Source organism: Rhizobium sp. NZLR10, assembly GCF_019685125.1.
In the GTDB taxonomy this organism is placed as follows: domain Bacteria; phylum Pseudomonadota; class Alphaproteobacteria; order Rhizobiales; family Rhizobiaceae; genus Rhizobium.
This window is the reverse complement of the sequence record NZ_JABDWE010000021.1, coordinates 41962-58055: the sequence shown is the minus strand read 5'-3', so window position 1 is coordinate 58055 and position 16094 is coordinate 41962. Positions and strand designations below refer to the sequence as shown.

Annotated in this window: 16 protein-coding genes; 9 read left to right on the top strand and 7 right to left on the bottom strand. The window is 62.5% G+C overall.

Going from position 1 to position 16094, the window contains the following annotated elements:
• The first annotated feature begins 168 nt into the window (after window positions 1-168).
• Together HJB82_RS26445 and HJB82_RS26440 are read left to right on the top strand one after the other, a co-directional pair.
• Window positions 169-1113 carry a carbohydrate kinase family protein gene (locus HJB82_RS26445; protein WP_221117082.1) on the top strand — a complete coding sequence of 315 codons (945 nt, stop codon included), beginning with the start codon at window positions 169-171 and terminating at the stop codon, window positions 1111-1113.
• Between the two features lie 86 nt (window positions 1114-1199).
• Entirely contained in the window at window positions 1200-2126 is a 927-nt protein-coding gene (locus tag HJB82_RS26440; protein WP_164014206.1) for a pseudouridine-5'-phosphate glycosidase, read from the top strand.
• A gap of 262 nt (window positions 2127-2388) precedes the next feature.
• Here HJB82_RS26440 and cckA read toward each other — a convergent pair whose 3' ends face one another.
• A complete protein-coding gene (cckA, locus tag HJB82_RS26435) occupies window positions 2389-4983 on the bottom strand; it encodes a cell cycle histidine kinase CckA (protein ID WP_207580655.1) in 2595 nt (864 codons plus the stop codon).
• Between the two features lie 307 nt (window positions 4984-5290).
• Between cckA and HJB82_RS26430 the strand changes: the two genes are divergently transcribed.
• Together HJB82_RS26430 and HJB82_RS26425 are read left to right on the top strand one after the other, a co-directional pair.
• Window positions 5291-6346 carry a flagellar biosynthetic protein FliO gene (locus HJB82_RS26430; protein ID WP_221141956.1) on the top strand — a complete coding sequence of 352 codons (1056 nt, stop codon included), beginning with the start codon at window positions 5291-5293 and terminating at the stop codon, window positions 6344-6346.
• Between the two features lie 413 nt (window positions 6347-6759).
• Window positions 6760-7404: a DUF1062 domain-containing protein gene (locus tag HJB82_RS26425; RefSeq protein ID WP_221141954.1), complete on the top strand. Its 645-nt coding sequence runs from the start codon at window positions 6760-6762 to the stop codon at window positions 7402-7404.
• A gap of 66 nt (window positions 7405-7470) precedes the next feature.
• Here HJB82_RS26425 and dksA read toward each other — a convergent pair whose 3' ends face one another.
• A complete protein-coding gene (gene dksA / locus HJB82_RS26420) occupies window positions 7471-7890 on the bottom strand; it encodes an RNA polymerase-binding protein DksA (protein ID WP_164014196.1) in 420 nt (139 codons plus the stop codon).
• 276 nt (window positions 7891-8166) lie between these two features.
• On the opposite strand from dksA, the gene HJB82_RS26415 reads away from it, so the two are divergent.
• The 4 genes from HJB82_RS26415 to HJB82_RS26400 all read left to right on the top strand — a co-directional run bounded on the left by HJB82_RS26415 (window position 8167) and on the right by HJB82_RS26400 (window position 12050).
• Window positions 8167-8661, top strand: a complete 495-nt coding sequence (locus HJB82_RS26415) for a histidine phosphatase family protein (protein ID WP_221141952.1) — start codon at window positions 8167-8169, stop codon at window positions 8659-8661.
• Between the two features lie 75 nt (window positions 8662-8736).
• The gene (locus tag HJB82_RS26410; protein WP_207580659.1) at window positions 8737-10212 is read left to right on the top strand and encodes a YcjX family protein; all 1476 of its coding nucleotides are present in this window, start codon (window positions 8737-8739) and stop codon (window positions 10210-10212) included.
• Entirely contained in the window at window positions 10209-11288 is a 1080-nt protein-coding gene (locus tag HJB82_RS26405) for a YcjF family protein (protein ID WP_221141949.1), read from the top strand. The genes HJB82_RS26410 and HJB82_RS26405 overlap by 4 nt, the downstream gene beginning before the upstream one ends.
• A 210-nt stretch (window positions 11289-11498) precedes the next feature.
• A complete protein-coding gene (locus HJB82_RS26400) occupies window positions 11499-12050 on the top strand; it encodes a hypothetical protein (RefSeq protein ID WP_207580661.1) in 552 nt (183 codons plus the stop codon).
• A 68-nt stretch (window positions 12051-12118) separates the two neighbouring features.
• Here the strand turns inward: HJB82_RS26400 and folK are convergent, their stop codons facing one another.
• From folK to folP, 3 genes are read right to left on the bottom strand one after another with little or no spacing between them, the layout of a single operon-like run.
• Window positions 12119-12637, bottom strand: a complete 519-nt coding sequence (folK, locus tag HJB82_RS26395; RefSeq protein ID WP_207584317.1) for a 2-amino-4-hydroxy-6-hydroxymethyldihydropteridine diphosphokinase — start codon at window positions 12635-12637, stop codon at window positions 12119-12121.
• Window positions 12630-12995 carry a dihydroneopterin aldolase gene (gene folB, locus HJB82_RS26390; protein ID WP_003579602.1) on the bottom strand — a complete coding sequence of 122 codons (366 nt, stop codon included), beginning with the start codon at window positions 12993-12995 and terminating at the stop codon, window positions 12630-12632. The genes folK and folB overlap by 8 nt, the downstream gene beginning before the upstream one ends.
• Window positions 12992-13861 carry a dihydropteroate synthase gene (folP, locus tag HJB82_RS26385; protein ID WP_207580662.1) on the bottom strand — a complete coding sequence of 290 codons (870 nt, stop codon included), beginning with the start codon at window positions 13859-13861 and terminating at the stop codon, window positions 12992-12994. Before folP ends, folB begins: the two co-directional genes overlap by 4 nt.
• Before the next feature lie 101 nt (window positions 13862-13962).
• Between folP and HJB82_RS26380 the strand changes: the two genes are divergently transcribed.
• Entirely contained in the window at window positions 13963-14589 is a 627-nt protein-coding gene (locus HJB82_RS26380) for a DUF922 domain-containing Zn-dependent protease (protein WP_207580663.1), read from the top strand.
• Window positions 14590-14902: 313 nt separating this feature from the next.
• On the opposite strand, the gene HJB82_RS26375 is transcribed toward HJB82_RS26380, so the two are convergent.
• Both HJB82_RS26375 and HJB82_RS26370 read right to left on the bottom strand, forming a co-directional pair.
• A complete protein-coding gene (locus HJB82_RS26375) occupies window positions 14903-15223 on the bottom strand; it encodes a 2Fe-2S iron-sulfur cluster-binding protein (protein WP_207580664.1) in 321 nt (106 codons plus the stop codon).
• Window positions 15224-15425: 202 nt separating this feature from the next.
• Entirely contained in the window at window positions 15426-15809 is a 384-nt protein-coding gene (locus HJB82_RS26370; protein WP_007629359.1) for an Hpt domain-containing protein, read from the bottom strand.
• Window positions 15810-16094 lie beyond the last annotated feature (285 nt).

Below are 16094 nucleotides of genomic sequence, written 5' to 3'. Positions count from 1 at the left end.
CCATTCTCGCAATAGGCGATCAAACAATTGAAAGAAAAAGGTAAAACGGCCCGTGTTCTATTTTTGTTTTATCGATGCAAAGCAACGGCTTAGACCTGAAATGCCAACACGCGCCCATCAGAATGCATCGCATCGATTCGCTTTTTCGGCATTGGGAGAGCGACTGAAATGAACAGAAAGATTCTCGTTCTCGGTGGTGCCCATATCGATAGACGCGGCCGCATCTTGGGCGAGACGGCGCCTGGCGCCAGCAATCCCGGGACCTGGTTCGAAGAGCCGGGCGGCGGCGGCTTCAATGCGGCGCGCAATCTCGCAAGGCTTGGTTTTCAGGTGACGATGATCTCGCCGCGCGGCGGCGATCCGATGGGCGAGATGGTCGGCGAAGCCGCCGATTTCGCCGGCATCGACGACCGGCCTTTCGTCTTCCTCGACCGCAAGACGCCGAGCTATACGGCGATCATTGAGAAGGACGGCAATCTGGTGATCGCCCTTGCCGACATGGATCTCTACCGCTTCTTCGTGCCGCGGCGTCTCTCCATCCGCTGGGTGCGCGAGGCCTTCGCCGTCCATGATCTCATTCTTTTCGACGCCAACCTGCCGGAGGAGACGATCGCGGCGATCGTTGCCAAGGCGCAGTCCCTGGCAAAGCCGGTCGCAGCGATCGCCATTTCGCCCGCAAAGGTCGTCAGGCTGAAACCCTGTATCGGGGATATCGACTACCTGTTCCTGAACGAGGCCGAGGCCGCCGCCCTTGCCGGGCAACAGCCGGAAGACGCTGCCGGCTGGCCGCCGCTTCTGAACGCGATCGGCATCAGGAACGCCGTCGTCACCCGCGGCCGCCGCGAGCTCGTCGCTCTTTGCGAGGGCCGCGCCGTGACGCTGCAGCCGCCGATCGCCGACACTGTCGCCGATGTCACCGGTGCCGGCGATTCTCTTGCAGCCGGCACGCTCGCCGCCTTGATGGACGGCCTGCCGCTCGAGGAGGCCGTCCGCCACGGCACCGCGGCCGCCACGCTGACCGTGCAGTCGCGGCACGCCGTCAACGAAAATCTGACGCCGGATCTCTTGAATGCGGCGCTTGCCCTTGTTCCCAAGGTCAGAATTCTGCATTGAAACGACGAAATTAAATAGTTGAGTGTGATCGCGTCCGAAACCGCTGAGACTTTCGGCATCATGCTCCATCGACGACAGGACAAATCATGACCAAGCCCATCTCGCCTCTTCTGCCGATCGCCTATTCGAAAGAGGTCGCCAGCGCCAAGCAGCGCGGCGCGCCGTTGGTGGCACTGGAATCGACGATCATCACCCACGGCATGCCCTATCCCGGGAATATCGAGATGGCCCGCAGCGTCGAGACGATCATTCGCGAACAGGGTGCCGTCCCGGCAACGATCGCCGTCATTCACGGCACGCTGCATGTCGGCCTTGAAGCCGGCGAACTGGAGCAGCTTGCCAAGGCGACCGAAGTGATGAAGGTGTCGCGCGCCGATCTCGCCTTCGCGATCGCTGAGCGCCGCACCGGCGCTACCACAGTCGCCGCGACGATGATTGCCGCCGCCCGCGCCGGCATCCGGGTTTTTGCCACAGGCGGCATCGGCGGCGTGCACCGCGGCGCCGAGGAAAGCTTTGACATCTCCGCCGATCTCGAGGAACTGGCGCGCACCGGCGTTATCGTCGTCTGCGCCGGCGCCAAGGCAATCCTCGACATTCCGAAGACGCTGGAGGTGCTGGAAACCCGCGGCGTTCCCGTCGTCACTTACGAGAGCGAAGAATTCCCCGCCTTCTGGTCACGCTCCTCGGGCATCCGCAGCCCGCTGTCACTGAACAGCCCGGCCGCCATTGCCAATTTCCAGACGGTGCGCGAACAGCTCGGCATCGACGGCGGCATGCTGATTGCCAACCCGGTGCCCGAGGCTGACGAGATCGCCCGCGAGGAGATGGAAATCTATATTGAGCGGGCGCTGGACAGCGCCGAGCGCGACGAAATCACCGGCAAGGCGGTCACGCCCTATCTGCTCTCGACCATCTTCGACCTGACGGATGGCCAGAGCCTGAAGACCAATATCGCGCTGGTCGAAAACAATGCGCGGCTGGCGGCAGAGATTGCCGTGGCGCTTGGGGAATAAGGTAGCGGGCCGGCAGGAATCGCCTCGGTAGATAGGCCGTACCGGGTGAGCCCCCCTCTGCCCTGCCGGGCATCTCCCCCACAGGTGGGGAGATCGGCTGCGGCACCGGCTTCCACGACAATCAACATTGCAATCCGGCAAACGATAGAGAGGCGGGAGGATCATGCCTCTTGTCGATCTCCCCACCTGTGGGGGAGATGGCCGGCAGGCCAGAGGGGGTGTCTCACGGCACGCCCTCTCAAACCTCTGAGCCACCGAGCTCCTAACTATCCAGCGTTTCCTTCACCACCACCGCAAGCTGCTTCAACGAAAAAGGCTTCGGCAAGAACCCGAATTTTGCCTCGGGCGGCAGGTTGCGGGCGAAGGCATCTTCGGCGTAGCCCGAAACGAAGATGAATTTCATGTCGGGATAGGTCTTGCGCAGCTCGCGCAGCAGTGTCGGCCCGTCCATTTCGGGCATCACCACGTCGGAAACGACGATGTCGACCTTGCCGTCGAGCTCTTCCATAATGTTGAGCGCCTCGACGCCCGATCCCGCCTCGTGCACGGTATAACCGCGGGTTTCCAGCATGCGCTTGCCGCCGCGGCGCACCGCCTCCTCGTCTTCGACGAGAAGGATGACCGCCGATCCAGTCAGGTCCTCCGGCTGCTGCGGTGATGTGGGCTGGGGCAGCACCTCGATGGCGCCGTCGATCGAGCCTGCTTCGCCGGCAACCACCGGCTCCGGGATGTGGCGCGGCAGAAAGACACGGAAGGTCGTGCCCTTGCCGACTTCGGATTCCGGCTGGATGTAGCCGCCCGATTGCTTGACGATGCCGTAGACCATGGCAAGGCCAAGTCCCGTGCCCTTGCCGACATCCTTGGTGGTGAAGAAGGGCTCGAAGATTTTGTCCATGATTTCGGGCGCGATCCCGGTGCCGTTATCGGCAACTTCGATCAGCACCATGTCCTCGGCCGGCATGTAGGAATAGTTGAAGGCGGAGACCTCGGAGGCTGTCAGGTTTCGGGTTCGCAGCGTCAGAGTGCCGCCCTCCGGCATCGCATCGCGCGCATTGACGCAGAGATTGATCAGCACCTGCTCGAATTGCGAAAGGTCTGTTTTGACAGGCCAGAGGTCGCGGCCATATTGCACGTCGAGCTTGACGTTGGTGCCGGAGAGCAGCCGGTCGACCAGCATGCGCAGGTCGCCGACGACATCGGTGAGGTTGAGCACCGAGGGCCGCATCGTCTGTTTGCGCGAGAAGGCGAGCAACTGGCGCACCAACACCGCGGCGCGGTTGGCGTTGCGCTTGATTTCCATCAGGTCGGCAAAGCTGGCATCGGCCGGCCGCGCCTGCAGCAGCAGATGGTCGGAGGAAAGCAGGATCGCCGTCAGCACATTGTTGAAATCATGTGCGATGCCGCCGGCGAGCGTGCCCACAGCATTCATCTTCTGCGTCTGCGCCATCTGCGCTTCCAGCGCCTTCTGCTCGGTCACCTCGACGGCATAGACGATCGCCGCCTCCTCGGGCGCCTCGTCGCTCTGGTCGATGACCGCATTGACATAGAAGCGGAAATAGCGCGCCTCGTCGGTCGGCGTACGGGTATCGAGCGGCGCGATGTCGCCCTGCCGGTCCTTGGCCGCCGCCAGCGCCGCAGCCAACTGCGGCCGATCGCTCTCCTGGACAATGGTTTCGAGATGCGGCGCCTTTTCGAGATCGTCGCGCGAGACGACGCTGGAAAACAGCTTCAGGAACGGCGCGTTGGTCCGCAGGATGCGCCCGTCGCCGTCGACAGAGGCGATTGCCATCGGCGTGTTGTTGAAGAAGCGGGTGAAACGCATAGCGGCAGCCGACGCGGACTGGCCGCCGGCCTCGCTCTTTTCACGCCCCAGCACGATCGTCCGGCTTTCGCCGGGTGCGCCGTCGCGCATCGAGGTGACGCTGTGAATGATCTGCACCGGCAGGCTCTGGCCATTGGTCTTGCGCAGGTCGAGATCGAGCGTCACGGTCTTTTTCAGGCCCGGTTCGGCCTGCACCGACTGGATCAGCGCCAGCCCCTCGCCCGCCACGACGTCGCCGATCGTCATCGAGCCCGGCACGAATTTGGTAAGGTCGAGGCCCAGCCACTCGGCAAGCGTTGCATTGAGATAGAAGATCTCGCCCTTCCTGCCGGCGGAAAAGAAGCCGGCCGGTGCATGGTCGAGATAGTCGATCGCGTTCTGCAACTCCTTGAAGAAGCGCTCCTGGTCGTCGCGCTCGGTGGTAATGTCGGTGATCTGCCAGATCTGCAGCGGTTTGCCGCTGTTCTCCTCGGGCTGCAGCAACCGCGCCTTCAGCCGGTACCAATGCGCGCCGGAGCTGTTGCTGCCAGGCCCGACGGCGCGCAGCAGGCGGAATTCCTCCCGGCCCTCCTTGCCCTCGCGCAGGCCGTTGACCAGCCTGTAGAGTGCTTCGTTCGATTCGCGGTGGCGCGACAGCAGGGTTTCCAGTGTCTGCACCTCGGTCGCCTTGCGCGCGCCGGTCAGCGCGCCATAGGCGGCGTTGGCATAGATGATTCGGCCCTTTTCGTCGGTGATCAGCGTGCCGTCCGGATGGCTGTTGAGGAAGGCGCGCGCCAAGCTGTCGGATTGGCGCTGCGGCATCACCTCGATGAAACCGATGACCGAGGAGACCAGGAAGAAGATGCCGACCATGGCGAGCACGCCGAGACCGCCAAGCACGACCTCGTTGTCGAGCGAGCTCTTGAAGACGACAAAGCCGCCGGCGGCTGCGATCAACACGAGAGCCAGCAGAAGAATGCGCAAAACCGTGCCAGAACGCCCCCCACGATCCACAAGCGGTGCGTTATACTCGTCGGCCTGACGCGGTTTCGTCATGTATTCCTCACATAAGCCCCTCCAGCTTCGTAGCACGAACACGAAGCGGGAATCAGGCACTGTTTCCTTCTTAGCAATTTGCTGCGTCGGCAAAAACACCGCTGGCCGGCAAGACTGCTTGAATTCACAGGCAACAGCGCCATCTGCCCCTGAAGCTCAACCCGGCCACCCGAGCGCATGGTCGCCGGGCGCCAAGCAGCGAAACACGAAATCGCGTTCTCCCGTGACTGGACAGCACCGGCGGCCCTTGCCTAAGGAACGGAAAAGTCGTCAATATGTGCCGAAATGTGAAATGGAGTGAGTGATTATGTTGGGTGATGTTGTCGGAGCTTATGGCAGCCGTTTCCTGCTTGCGGCCGGTGGCGTCGGTCTGGCGCTTCTCTTGCTCATCCTCGTGCTCTGGGTGATTCGCAGACGGGCGCCCTCGCCCTTCTTGCGCGGCGGCCGCAACCGCCAGCCTCGCCTGCAGGTGCTGGATGCCGCAGCTGTCGATGCCCGTCGCCGGCTGGTGCTGGTGCGCCGCGACGACGTCGAGCATTTGATCATGATCGGCGGCCCGAGCGATATCGTCATCGAAAGCCGTATCCTGCCGGGAGCGGCCGAACAGCCGGAAAGCGCCAACCGCCCGCAACTCGTCGAGCAGCGGCCAATACCCCCAGCGCGGCCGGAAACGCCGGCGGTTTCTCCGCCCCACCCGCCGGTCGCGACCCCAGTCGCAGCCCCTGTTGCAGCCCGCATCGAGCCGGCGGCCGAGCCTTCCTTCTCCTCGCCGGTTTCGCCGGTGCCGCTCCCGCACCCCGAACCGCCTGCGCCGCCGGCTGTCGCCCCGCCCGTGGCGACGAGCCCTCTTCCGGCAAACCCCATGACGCTGTCGGTCGAACGCGACTCTCCTGTGCCTGCCGCCCCGCCGCAGCCGCGCCCGCCGGAGCGTCCCGTCGCTCCTCCGGTCGCACAGCCTGCATCTTTCCACGATACAGCAAGTGCGGCCGAGATCCTCGATGCCGCCCGCCAGCGCGTGCTGCCGCAGCAGCGCATTGAACCCGAGATCTCCGCCCCGCCTGTCCACGTGCCGGCCGCCGCCCGCGCCGCACCTGGTACGGCAGAGGCCGATGCGGCTGCGCAGTCGGCAGCGGCAATCCGCGGCGATTTCCAGCGGGTGCTGGATGAGGAGATGTCGAACAATCTGACGGCCGAACGCATCGTCCCGGTGCCGGCGAACCAGGCCCCCCGCCAAGCCATACCGCAGCCGGGCAACCTGCCGCGCCGCGATCCCGATCTTGCTCCGATCACCGGCGCCGATACCGAGCTGCAGAAGGAAGTAGCCCGCATCTTCGGCGAGATGAGCGTCAACCGCGACAAATGAGGCAAACGCGTCCGCGTGAAACCGCGTTGCTGCGCCTTCGTTTTCATCATCAAGTTGCACAAAAGCCGCATGCCGCGGCTTTTTCCGTTTCCGAATGCCTCCGGCCTCCCCATCATGCCGATCATTTGGTATCGATCAGGGTGAAGAGCGTCGGCGCATTCGAGGTTACATATTGCCTAAGTAAATTCCGGTCTCACTCCAGTTTCACCCGTACTGCCGCCTAGCGACACGCTGGCGGCATGCGAACATGTTCATCGGGTGGTGGCGAGAGACCGGTTTGGCATTGTTACAATGTGCCAAGTGCAGCTCCGCTGTCTCAGCTCTTCAGCCGTCCACAACATCGCCACACCGCGCCCGCAAGGGTCTTCTCACGCACCATCTCGATGGGCTTCCGAACGGAAGACCAAGACGATATGTGCAAGACGCTTCGGGTCCGATGGACCATTATTCCCAAGACAGCGCCCCGGCCTTGGATTGCATGCGGCGGATGCGGAGGCCTGAGAGCCTTTCAGTCCAGCGGCAAGATCCGGCTCAATGCCAATGGCCGCAAGCTGGACGCCTGGCTTATCTACAAATGCCTGACCTGCGAACGGACATGGAACCGGCCGATCCTCCAGCGCCGGAATGTCCGCGACATCGATCCTGCCGTTCTTGACGCTTTGCAATCCAACGATCCGGACTGGATCCGCGCGGAAAGCTTCAACCTCGATGCTCTCCGACACAAATCGCTGCGTGTGGATGAGTTTGCCGAATTTGAAATCGCGAAGGAAATGCAGCACGAAACTGCCAATTGGACGAGATTGGCAATCGAACTGATGGTGCCGTTTCCAACAAGCACCCGCCTCGACCGTCTGCTGGCCTCGGAACTGAAGCTTTCACGTTCGCGGCTGCGGGCTCTTCACGACAAAGGCATGGTCCGGACGGCTCCTGAGCGGGCAGACATCATGCGGCGGCGGATCAGAAATGGCGCCCTTGTGGTGATTGACCTCTCCATGGAGACCGAGCGGGAGCAATCGTGGAAACCTCTGGCGACAGGCAATTACGCCGTAGAACAGTGATCAACGAAAAAAGCGCCGCGATCGGATCGCGGCGCTTGTTCTGTTCTCATCTCTGCATGAAGACCATTATTCGTCGCGATAGACCTTTTCGCGGCGTTCGTGGCGCTCCTGCGCCTCGATCGACAGCGTCGCGATCGGGCGGGCGTCGAGACGCTTGAGGCCGATCGGTTCGCCGGTTTCCTCGCAAAAGCCGTAAGTGCCGTCTTCGATGCGCTGCAGTGCCGCGTCGATCTTGGAAATCAGCTTTCTCTGCCGGTCACGGGCGCGAAGTTCGATCGCCCGATCAGTTTCCGACGACGCCCGGTCGGCGAGGTCGGGATGGTTTGCGCTTTCCTCGGCCAGATGGTCGAGGGTTTCACGCGCTTCTCTAAGGATATCATTTCTCCATGCAACCAGCTTCGTCCTAAAGTAGGCACGCTGGTTTACGTTCATGAACTCTTCCTCTTCCGAGGGAACGTAATTGCTAAGATCGATCTTCTCACTCAACGCGATTCTCCTGAAGAACATCTCATCTGGCCGGGTGTATATCCCAAGCGCTAGCCGCGGTTCAAGCCAAATACGACAGGTAAACAGATTTTTAAATCTGTTACAATTTTAGGCTAACGATCTATTTTGTCATGGTTATTCCGGCTTCCGTTTTTTTCTTCGCCTTCAAAACGCCGTGTTGTCAGCCACGTTTTGCGCCGTTGCGGCATGGCTGGCGATTGACGGCGGCCGATTGCAACCGCTACTGAAAAGACCCACCCGATCCTGGATTTGCCCATGACCGTACCGCTGCATCCGCCCAACCGCATCTATCTCCTGCGTCATGCCGAGGCCGCCTGGGCCGACCCCGGGCAGCGCGATTTCGACCGGCCGCTCAACGAAAAGGGCTTTGGCGATGCGGAGATCATCGCCGACAAGGCCGCCGACAAGGGCTACCGTCCCGATCTTGTGATCAGTTCGACGGCGCTGCGCTGCCGCGACACCGCCGGCGCCGTCCACCGGGCAATGGGCGTTGCACTCGACGTGCGTTATGTCGATGCGCTCTACAACGCCACGGTCGACACCTATCTCGAGATCGTCGATGCCCAGGATGAGGCGGCCGTCATGCTGGTCGGCCACAATCCGACCATGGAGCAGACGCTGGAGGCGCTGATTGGCCATGAGGCGATGGTCGGCGCCCTTCCCGGCGGCTTCCCGACGGCTGGCCTTGCCGTCGTCGATTACGACGCTTCCGCCGCCGTCTGGCGCCTCGCCGATTTTGTGATCGTCTGAAAGCTTTCGCGCCGCGTCTTTTTCGGGCGGCGTGCCCTTCCTATATTGCCGGCAGTCACCAACCGGAATCGCGCCTTGCCGCCACGCTTGACATCCTTTGCCGATGACGCCCGCATCGCCCTCGACAATCTCGCCGATCGGGCGAGCGGCCTCGTCAATCCGACCGTGCGGCTCGGCGTCACCGGCCTCTCCCGCTCCGGCAAGACGGTCTTCATTTCCTCGCTGGTTCACAATCTCCTGCATGGCGGCCGCCTGCCGCTGTTCGAGCCGGTGCAATCCGGCCGCGTCTCGGCGGTGCGGCTGGAGCCGCAGCCCGACGATGCCGTGCCGCGCTTCCAGTACGAGGACCATATCCGCGCGCTGGTGAAGGACCGTATCTGGCCGGATTCGACCCGCGCCATTTCCGAACTGCGCATCACGCTGGACTATCAGAGCGCCAGCGGATGGAACCGGCTGTTTTCGCCCGGTCGCCTGTCGATCGACATCGTCGATTATCCCGGCGAATGGCTGCTCGACCTGCCGCTGCTCGGCAAGGATTACCGCACCTTCAGCGAGGAAACGCTGGCGCTGGCGCAAACCGGCGTCCGCTCGGAACTGTCGCGTGGATGGCTGGCGCTGACGCATGCCGCCGATATCCACGCCGGCGCCGACGAAATGGTCGCTCGCGACCTCGCCACCGCCTTTGCCGATTATCTCAAGGCCTGCAAGGCCGACGAACGCTCGCTCTCCACCCTGCCGCCCGGCCGCCTGCTGCTGCCGGGCGATCTCGACGGGTCGCCTGCGCTGACTTTCGCGCCGCTCGCTCTGCCGCCGGACGGGCGTCCCGGCCGCGGCTCGCTCTGGACGATGATGGAACGGCGTTACGAGGCTTATAAATCGGTCGTCGTCAAACCCTTCTTCCGGGAGCATTTCGCCCGGCTCGACCGCCAGATCGTGCTGGTCGATGCACTGCAGGCGATGAACCGCGGCCCTGAAGCCGTGCAGGATCTGGAACGCGCCCTGACCGATGTGCTCGCCTGTTTCCGCCCAGGCACCAATTCGCTGCTCTCCTCGCTGCTCGGGCGCCGCATCGACCGCGTGCTGGTTGCCGCCACCAAGGCCGATCATCTCCACCATGAAAGCCACGACCGGCTCGATGCCCTGACCCGCCGCCTGGTCGATCGTGCCATCGACCGCATCGGCATGGCCGGTGCCGGCATCGACGTCATGGCGCTGGCCTCCGTGCGCGCCACCCGCGAAGCCTCGGTCAAGCGTGAGGGTCATGAACTGCCGGTCATCGTCGGCACGCCGATGGAGGGGGAAACCATTGCCGGCGAGCGCTTCGACGGGCAGAGAAAGACCGCAATCTTTCCCGGCGACCTGCCGGAGGATCCGGAAAGCCTGTTCGACCGCATCGCCTCGGGCGAGACCGGCCTGCAACTGCCCGATGTCAACGTCGTCAGGTTCCGCCCGCCGCAGCTTGAGGAAACCGGCGGCGGCATCAAGCTGTCGGTACCGCATATCCGCCTCGACCGGGCCATGCAGTTCCTGTTCGGAGACCGTCTCGCATGAGCAAGCCTCCGTCCGAGCCGCCACGCCGCCCACCGGCGGTCTTCACCTACGAGGACGAGGCCACCGAGCGTCATGATAACGGCCGCCAACGAGAGCAGCGGCGCAGGCCGGAAAGCTTCTCCGAAAACGTCGTCGTGACGGCCGATGAAGACGATCCCTTCCTCAATCCCGACAAGGATCTGAGCGCAGTGCCCGTGGCAACGCCGCTGAGACGTCGGACCTCCTTCGGCAAGATCGCCGCCGGCGCCTTCGGCATCCTGTTGTCGCTAGGCCTCGGCCTCTGGACCGACAGCCTGATCCGCGATCTCTTCACCCGCGCCGACTGGTTGGGTTATGCAGCCCTTGCCGTGCTCGCGGTCGGCATTCTCGCCGTGTTTGCCCTCGTCATCCGCGAGACATTAGGCATGATGCGCCTTGCCGCTGTCCAGGCGATCAAGGCCGAAGCGGAAGCCGCAATGGTCGAAACCCGGCCGGCAAAGGCGCGCGCCGTCGTCGCCCGCCTGATCACGCTGCTTTCCGCCAATCCCGAAACATCGAACGGCCGCACCACGCTGAAGGCGACCGAGGGCGAGGTCATCGATCCCCCGCACCTGATTGCGCTTGCCGAACGGGAATTGCTCGCTCCGCTCGACCGCAAGGCTCGCGCCTTGATCGTCAACGCCTCGAAGCGCGTCTCGATCGTCACCGCCGTCAGCCCGCGCGCCGTGGTCGATCTGCTCTATGTGCTCTATGAGGCCGTGCGGCTGATCCGCGCCATGGCCGAGCTCTACGGCGGCCGCCCCGGCACGCTCGGCATGTTCCGTCTGCTGCGTGACGTGTTGGCGCATCTGGCGGTCACCGGCTCGATCGCCGTCGGCGACAGCCTCGTCCAGCAGGTGCTCGGCCACGGGCTGGCCTCGAAGCTCTCGGCAAGACTCGGCGAAGGCGTCATCAACGGCCTGATGACCGCCCGTATCGGAATCGCGGCGATGGATCTCTGCCGCCCGCTCGCCTTCCACGCCCTGAAGCGACCGGGAATCGGTGATTTCATCGGCGATCTCGCCCCCTCCATGTCGCCGCGCGGCAACACTCCTTGAACGAAGCAGCGATTCCGCGGCTTTCTCCTCCCCTTGCGTAAAGCGGAAGAAATTACAGCGGATTCAAAGCGATAATGGCGGTATGCTGAAATTACAGCCGCGCGAAAGCCCTGTGCCGCATCGCATTTCGACATGATTGAAAGGAAGGATTAACCATTCTTCGGCAAAACTTGCAGCCAGTTCGTGAGTGGTGTTTGCCAAGGAAAATCCATGTATTCGCGCAAGCTTCTTATTATATGCGGTCTGGCCGCCGCGGCACTGTCTCCCGTCGCAGATGTCGCTCCGGCAGCCACCGCTGCAACCCGTGACAAGGCCTTCTTCGATTCCGTCACCGGCTCCTGGAAGGGCCCGGGCGAAATCGTTGCCGGCAAGTACAAGGGCACCAAATTCACCTGCAATCTGATCGGTGAGCCGACTGGCGACAGTGGCGCCGGCATCAAGCTCGACGGCACCTGCCGCGTCGGCGTCTTCAAGCAACCGATGACCGCCGTCATCTCGCAGTCGGGCTCGACCTACAAGGGCAAGTTCCTCGACGGCGCCGCCGGCAAGGGGCTTGACGTCGTCTCCGGCGCCGTTTCTGAGGATACCGTCGTCGTCGGCATCAACCGCGCCAAGCTGAACGGCGCGATGATCGCCCGGGTGCGGGACGACAAGACGATGAATGTCACCGTTTCCGTCAAGGTCGAAAGCCAGATGATCCCGGTCATCGGTCTGACACTGACCCGCCAGGTCGACGAGATGGCCGTCGGTTCTATCGAATAGATAAATCGTATAGTGGATTTTCCTGAAGCGGCGGGTTTCCCGCCGTTTTCCGTTTCAGGATCTCCGCTTCAGCTTTTGAGCCACCAGTCGCGGCTGTTATCGGCGACTTCGATGCCCGCCACATCAGCATCCGACAGCCAATCGCTGATCGCCCTGCCCTTGACGAAAATGTCCGCCGCGATATCGGCGAGCGGCATCAGCACGAAACCGCGATCGGTCATGCGCGGATGCGGCAGTTCCAGCCGCGGCGCCTCCTGAATGACGTCGCCATAGGTCAGCACGTCGATATCGAGCGTGCGCGGACCCCAGCGCTCGATGCGCTCGCGTTTCATCTCCCGTTCGATCGACAGGCAGACATCGAGCAAAGCCTCGGGTTCCAATCGGGTCTCGACGGCGGCGCAGGCGTTGAAGAAGAAGGATTGGTCGGTCTTGCCCCAGGGCGGCGTGCGATAGAGCCGGGAGACCGCCGTCACCCGGCAGTCATCTCGTTCGTCCAGCCTCTGCAGTGCGGCGGCCATCGCCTTGACGGGATCGCCGACATTGCCGCCGAGACCGAGTGTGGCCGATTGCCATGCGGCCTCAGGCAAAGTGCTCAACGCTCACCTGCACGAAATCGAGCACGCCGGGCACCGGCGCGTTCGGCTTGCGCACCGTGATCTTCGCCCGCCGGACCTGCGGGAATGTCTCGCACAGCCCCTTGGCGATATCGAGCGCCAGGGCCTCGATCAGGTAACGCCGCTTGCCCGTGACGATCTGCTCGATCACGGTGAAGGCGATGCCGTAATTGACGGTATCGTTGATCGAATCGCTTTCCAGCGCCTCGCCGGCAACGACATCGAGCTCGGCATCGACGAAGAAGCGCTGGCCGAGGAATTCCTCCTCGTCATGCACGCCGTGGCGCGCAAAGAAGGCGCAGTTCTGCAGCGTGATCGTGTAGGTGGTCATGTCGGCCGCTTCCTCTCGAATTCCTGGCGCGCATTCAGCATAGCATCGACGATGTCGAGCGCATCCCTGTTGATTGCGACATTGTGCACCCGAAAAACCGCAGCGCCTTGAAGTCTGAGCAGGGCGCTGGTGACAGCCGTCGCCGCGTCTCGGTCCGGCGCCTCACGTCCCGTCACCGCGCCGAGGAAGCGCTTGCGTGACGTGCCGGCGAGCAGCGGCAGGCCAAAGCGGGAAAGTTCGGAAAACCGCGCCATCAGTTCGAGATTCTCCTCCGCCGTCTCCTTGGCGAAGCCGAAGCCCGGATCGAGCACGATGCGATCGCTGCTGACGCCGGCGGCCTGGGCGATCGCAAGCGACCGTTTCAGAAAATGCACCTGGTCGGCGATCACATCGGGAAGCTTCGCCCTGTCGCGGCCGGTATGCATGATGCAGAGCCCGGCCCCGGTCGCCGCGGCGATGTCGGCGATATCGGGCTCCTTCTGCAGCCCGAAGACGTCGTTGACGATATGGGCGCCGGCACTGACCGCCAGCCGCGCCGTCTCGGCGCGATAGGTATCGATCGAGATCAGCGCCTGAGTGCGCCCGCGTAGCGCCTCGATGACGGGCAGCACGCGCGCCTGCTCCTCGGAAGGGCTGACGGATGCTGCGTTCGGCCGGGTCGATTCGCCGCCGATATCGACAATCCCGGCCCCCTCGCTCACTGCCCGCAGCGCGTGTTCGACCGCCGCCTCGACGGTTTCAAAACGTCCGCCGTCGGAAAAGGAGTCCGGCGTCACGTTGATGATCGCCATGATGAGAGAACGACGGCCGAGTTCGATCTGCCGGCCATGGCCCACACGCCATAAACTGCCTTCGAGCCCTGTCACCAGACTTATCCCATTGATCACGAAAAAAGCGCCATCCGATATTGCGCTTGTGGTGGCTATGCCCCAAGCTCCGGTCGATTTCAACACGGGTTGCGTTCAGAATGCCGCTTGCAGTGCGTTATATGGTCCTTCCTATCGCCTTTTCCATTGCTCTTTCCGTCTGCAGCCCAGCGGCGGCAGAAGTGATCGCATCGAAAAGCTACTCCTATTTCGACATCCGCGGCAAAACCGCGGATGAGCTCGACCGCGAACTCAGCCGGCGCGGCCCGACGTCGAGCGGCTCCTCGGCGCGCCATCCCGGCGCAACGAAGATCCGCTTTGGCGGTGAAGCCACCTATATCCAGGATAACGGCCGTTGCCGCGTTGGCAGCGTCAAGGTCACGGTCCACACGCAGATCATCCTGCCGCGCTGGAGCAGCCGCAAGGGCGCCAGCAAGGAGCTGTCGATGATCTGGGATGCCCTGTCGAGCGATATCAAGCGCCACGAGGAGCGCCATGCCGAAATCGCCCGCGATCAGGCCCGCGCCATGGAACGCGCCATTCGCGCGCTGCCGCAGCAGCGCAGCTGCGAGGCCATGCAGGAACTCGTCACTGGCGAATCAGCTCGCGGTATAGACGAGCACGATCGGCAGCAGGCGCGATTCGACCGGGTCGAAGCGGTCAATTTCCAGAAGCGTATGCTGAGGTTGCTGAACAATCGAATCAACGGCCGAGCCGGCGAAAAATAAGGCTTTTTTAGTCTGGTTGCGAGCGGAAAACCTTAGCTGCACAACAAAACTTGTGCGAAACTTGCACCCTCCCCAGTGATTTAATGGTCATTTTTCATCCTGGCAGACTCAACCGGAACGCGTTAATATGAACACATTCGAAAGTTCAGGTACGGCATCTGCACTTTCATCGCTGGGTTCTCCTGGCGCGTTCCGAAGCCGCGGATGTTCCTCCCTCATCCGTAGGTAATGCGCCCGCCTCGCCTCGCTCGCTCAAGCGCGCGAGGCGTCTTTTTTCTGGACGAATTCTGGCGAAGTTTGAAGCGCAGCGCGCTTAAGCCTGGCGTTCCGGCACGTGCACCACGAGACCGTCATAGACAGACTTCATGCGGATCTGACAGGACAGCCGCGAGGTCGGGCGCACATCGAAGGCGAAGTCGAGCATATCCTCTTCCATCGCTTCCGGCTGACCGACCTGTTCGGTCCACGCCTCGTCGACATAGACATGACAGGTCGCGCAGGCACAGGCGCCGCCGCACTCGGCCTCGATGCCGGGCACCGAATTGCGCACGGCATTCTCCATCACGGTGGAGCCTTGGTCGACGTCGAGGTCGAAGCGCGTGCCGTCGAAGGCGACGATGGTAAGTTTGGGCATCAGGACTATTTCCGGTCTTCAAATGATGGGCGGATTTTCTTCCGACAATTCGACGCGTCAGTCAACATCGGGAAATTCACTATAGCCTCGCAGATTGGGGTTTCACCCGCCGTCTCCAAAGCGTCATGCCACAGGTCGCAAAAAGACCCGTGGTTCCGCAATGGAACAACGGGTCCTTGTTTGAACGGTCTAGAGAAAGAAATCAGCCGCGGCAGAGCTTCAGAATGAAATTCTCGGCGTCGATGACGGCTGCACCGAGCGCTGCCGTCGCACCGGCATCGCCGCCGTTTTCCTCGACGGCCTCAGCCGTCTGCGACACGCGGAACGCGCCGACCGAACTTGCCGCGCCCTTCAGGCGGTGCGCGGCCGCGCCGACGCGGATGGTTTCGCCGCTCGCAATATCCTGCAGACATGCACGAGCCTGGCGCGCAAACATCTGAAGGACTTCGATTTCCAACGTCTTGTCGCCCATCGTCTGCTTGGCGAGATGAACCAGATCGATTGGCCGGACCTTCGAGGGACAGGGTCCCTTTGCATTATCCGGCGCCTCGAATACGATGTTCAATGCTGCCATCTGAGCTGCCATTGCCAATTCTCCCGTCTCGTGTCGTGCGCAGTTCCAACAGTTCTGCGTCAGGAGGGTGGCCATCACGTTAAATTCCGGCACATTCAGGGCGGAAATCTCGCCACATGGTTAACGTCCGTTAAATATCGCTAAATTATTGGTTTTTAAGCGGTGCTACGGATTTAAAGATGTTAACAACGGGTTAACGAGCCTCAAATCTCAAGCCTTCATTAATTGTGTGAGGAGCCCAGATGTGTCACTACGATACTGGTGGAGCGGGTTTATGGTACGCGCCTTTGCCGAGTG

What these genes read in the sequence shown, in the direction of transcription:
- cckA (WP_207580655.1), bottom strand. Translation starts at nt 4,983, where the DNA reads ATGACGAAACCGCGTCAGGCCGACGAGTATAACGCACCGCTTGTGGAT.
- HJB82_RS26400 (WP_207580661.1), top strand. Translation starts at nt 11,499, where the DNA reads ATGTATTCGCGCAAGCTTCTTATTATATGCGGTCTGGCCGCCGCGGCA.
- HJB82_RS26445 (WP_221117082.1), top strand. Translation starts at nt 169, where the DNA reads ATGAACAGAAAGATTCTCGTTCTCGGTGGTGCCCATATCGATAGACGC.
- HJB82_RS26430 (WP_221141956.1), top strand. Translation starts at nt 5,291, where the DNA reads ATGTTGGGTGATGTTGTCGGAGCTTATGGCAGCCGTTTCCTGCTTGCG.
- HJB82_RS26415 (WP_221141952.1), top strand. Translation starts at nt 8,167, where the DNA reads ATGACCGTACCGCTGCATCCGCCCAACCGCATCTATCTCCTGCGTCAT.
- HJB82_RS26405 (WP_221141949.1), top strand. Translation starts at nt 10,209, where the DNA reads ATGAGCAAGCCTCCGTCCGAGCCGCCACGCCGCCCACCGGCGGTCTTC.
- HJB82_RS26425 (WP_221141954.1), top strand. Translation starts at nt 6,760, where the DNA reads ATGTGCAAGACGCTTCGGGTCCGATGGACCATTATTCCCAAGACAGCG.
- HJB82_RS26380 (WP_207580663.1), top strand. Translation starts at nt 13,963, where the DNA reads ATGCCGCTTGCAGTGCGTTATATGGTCCTTCCTATCGCCTTTTCCATT.
- folB (WP_003579602.1), bottom strand. Translation starts at nt 12,995, where the DNA reads ATGACCACCTACACGATCACGCTGCAGAACTGCGCCTTCTTTGCGCGC.
- HJB82_RS26440 (WP_164014206.1), top strand. Translation starts at nt 1,200, where the DNA reads ATGACCAAGCCCATCTCGCCTCTTCTGCCGATCGCCTATTCGAAAGAG.
- HJB82_RS26370 (WP_007629359.1), bottom strand. Translation starts at nt 15,809, where the DNA reads ATGGCAGCTCAGATGGCAGCATTGAACATCGTATTCGAGGCGCCGGAT.
- HJB82_RS26375 (WP_207580664.1), bottom strand. Translation starts at nt 15,223, where the DNA reads ATGCCCAAACTTACCATCGTCGCCTTCGACGGCACGCGCTTCGACCTC.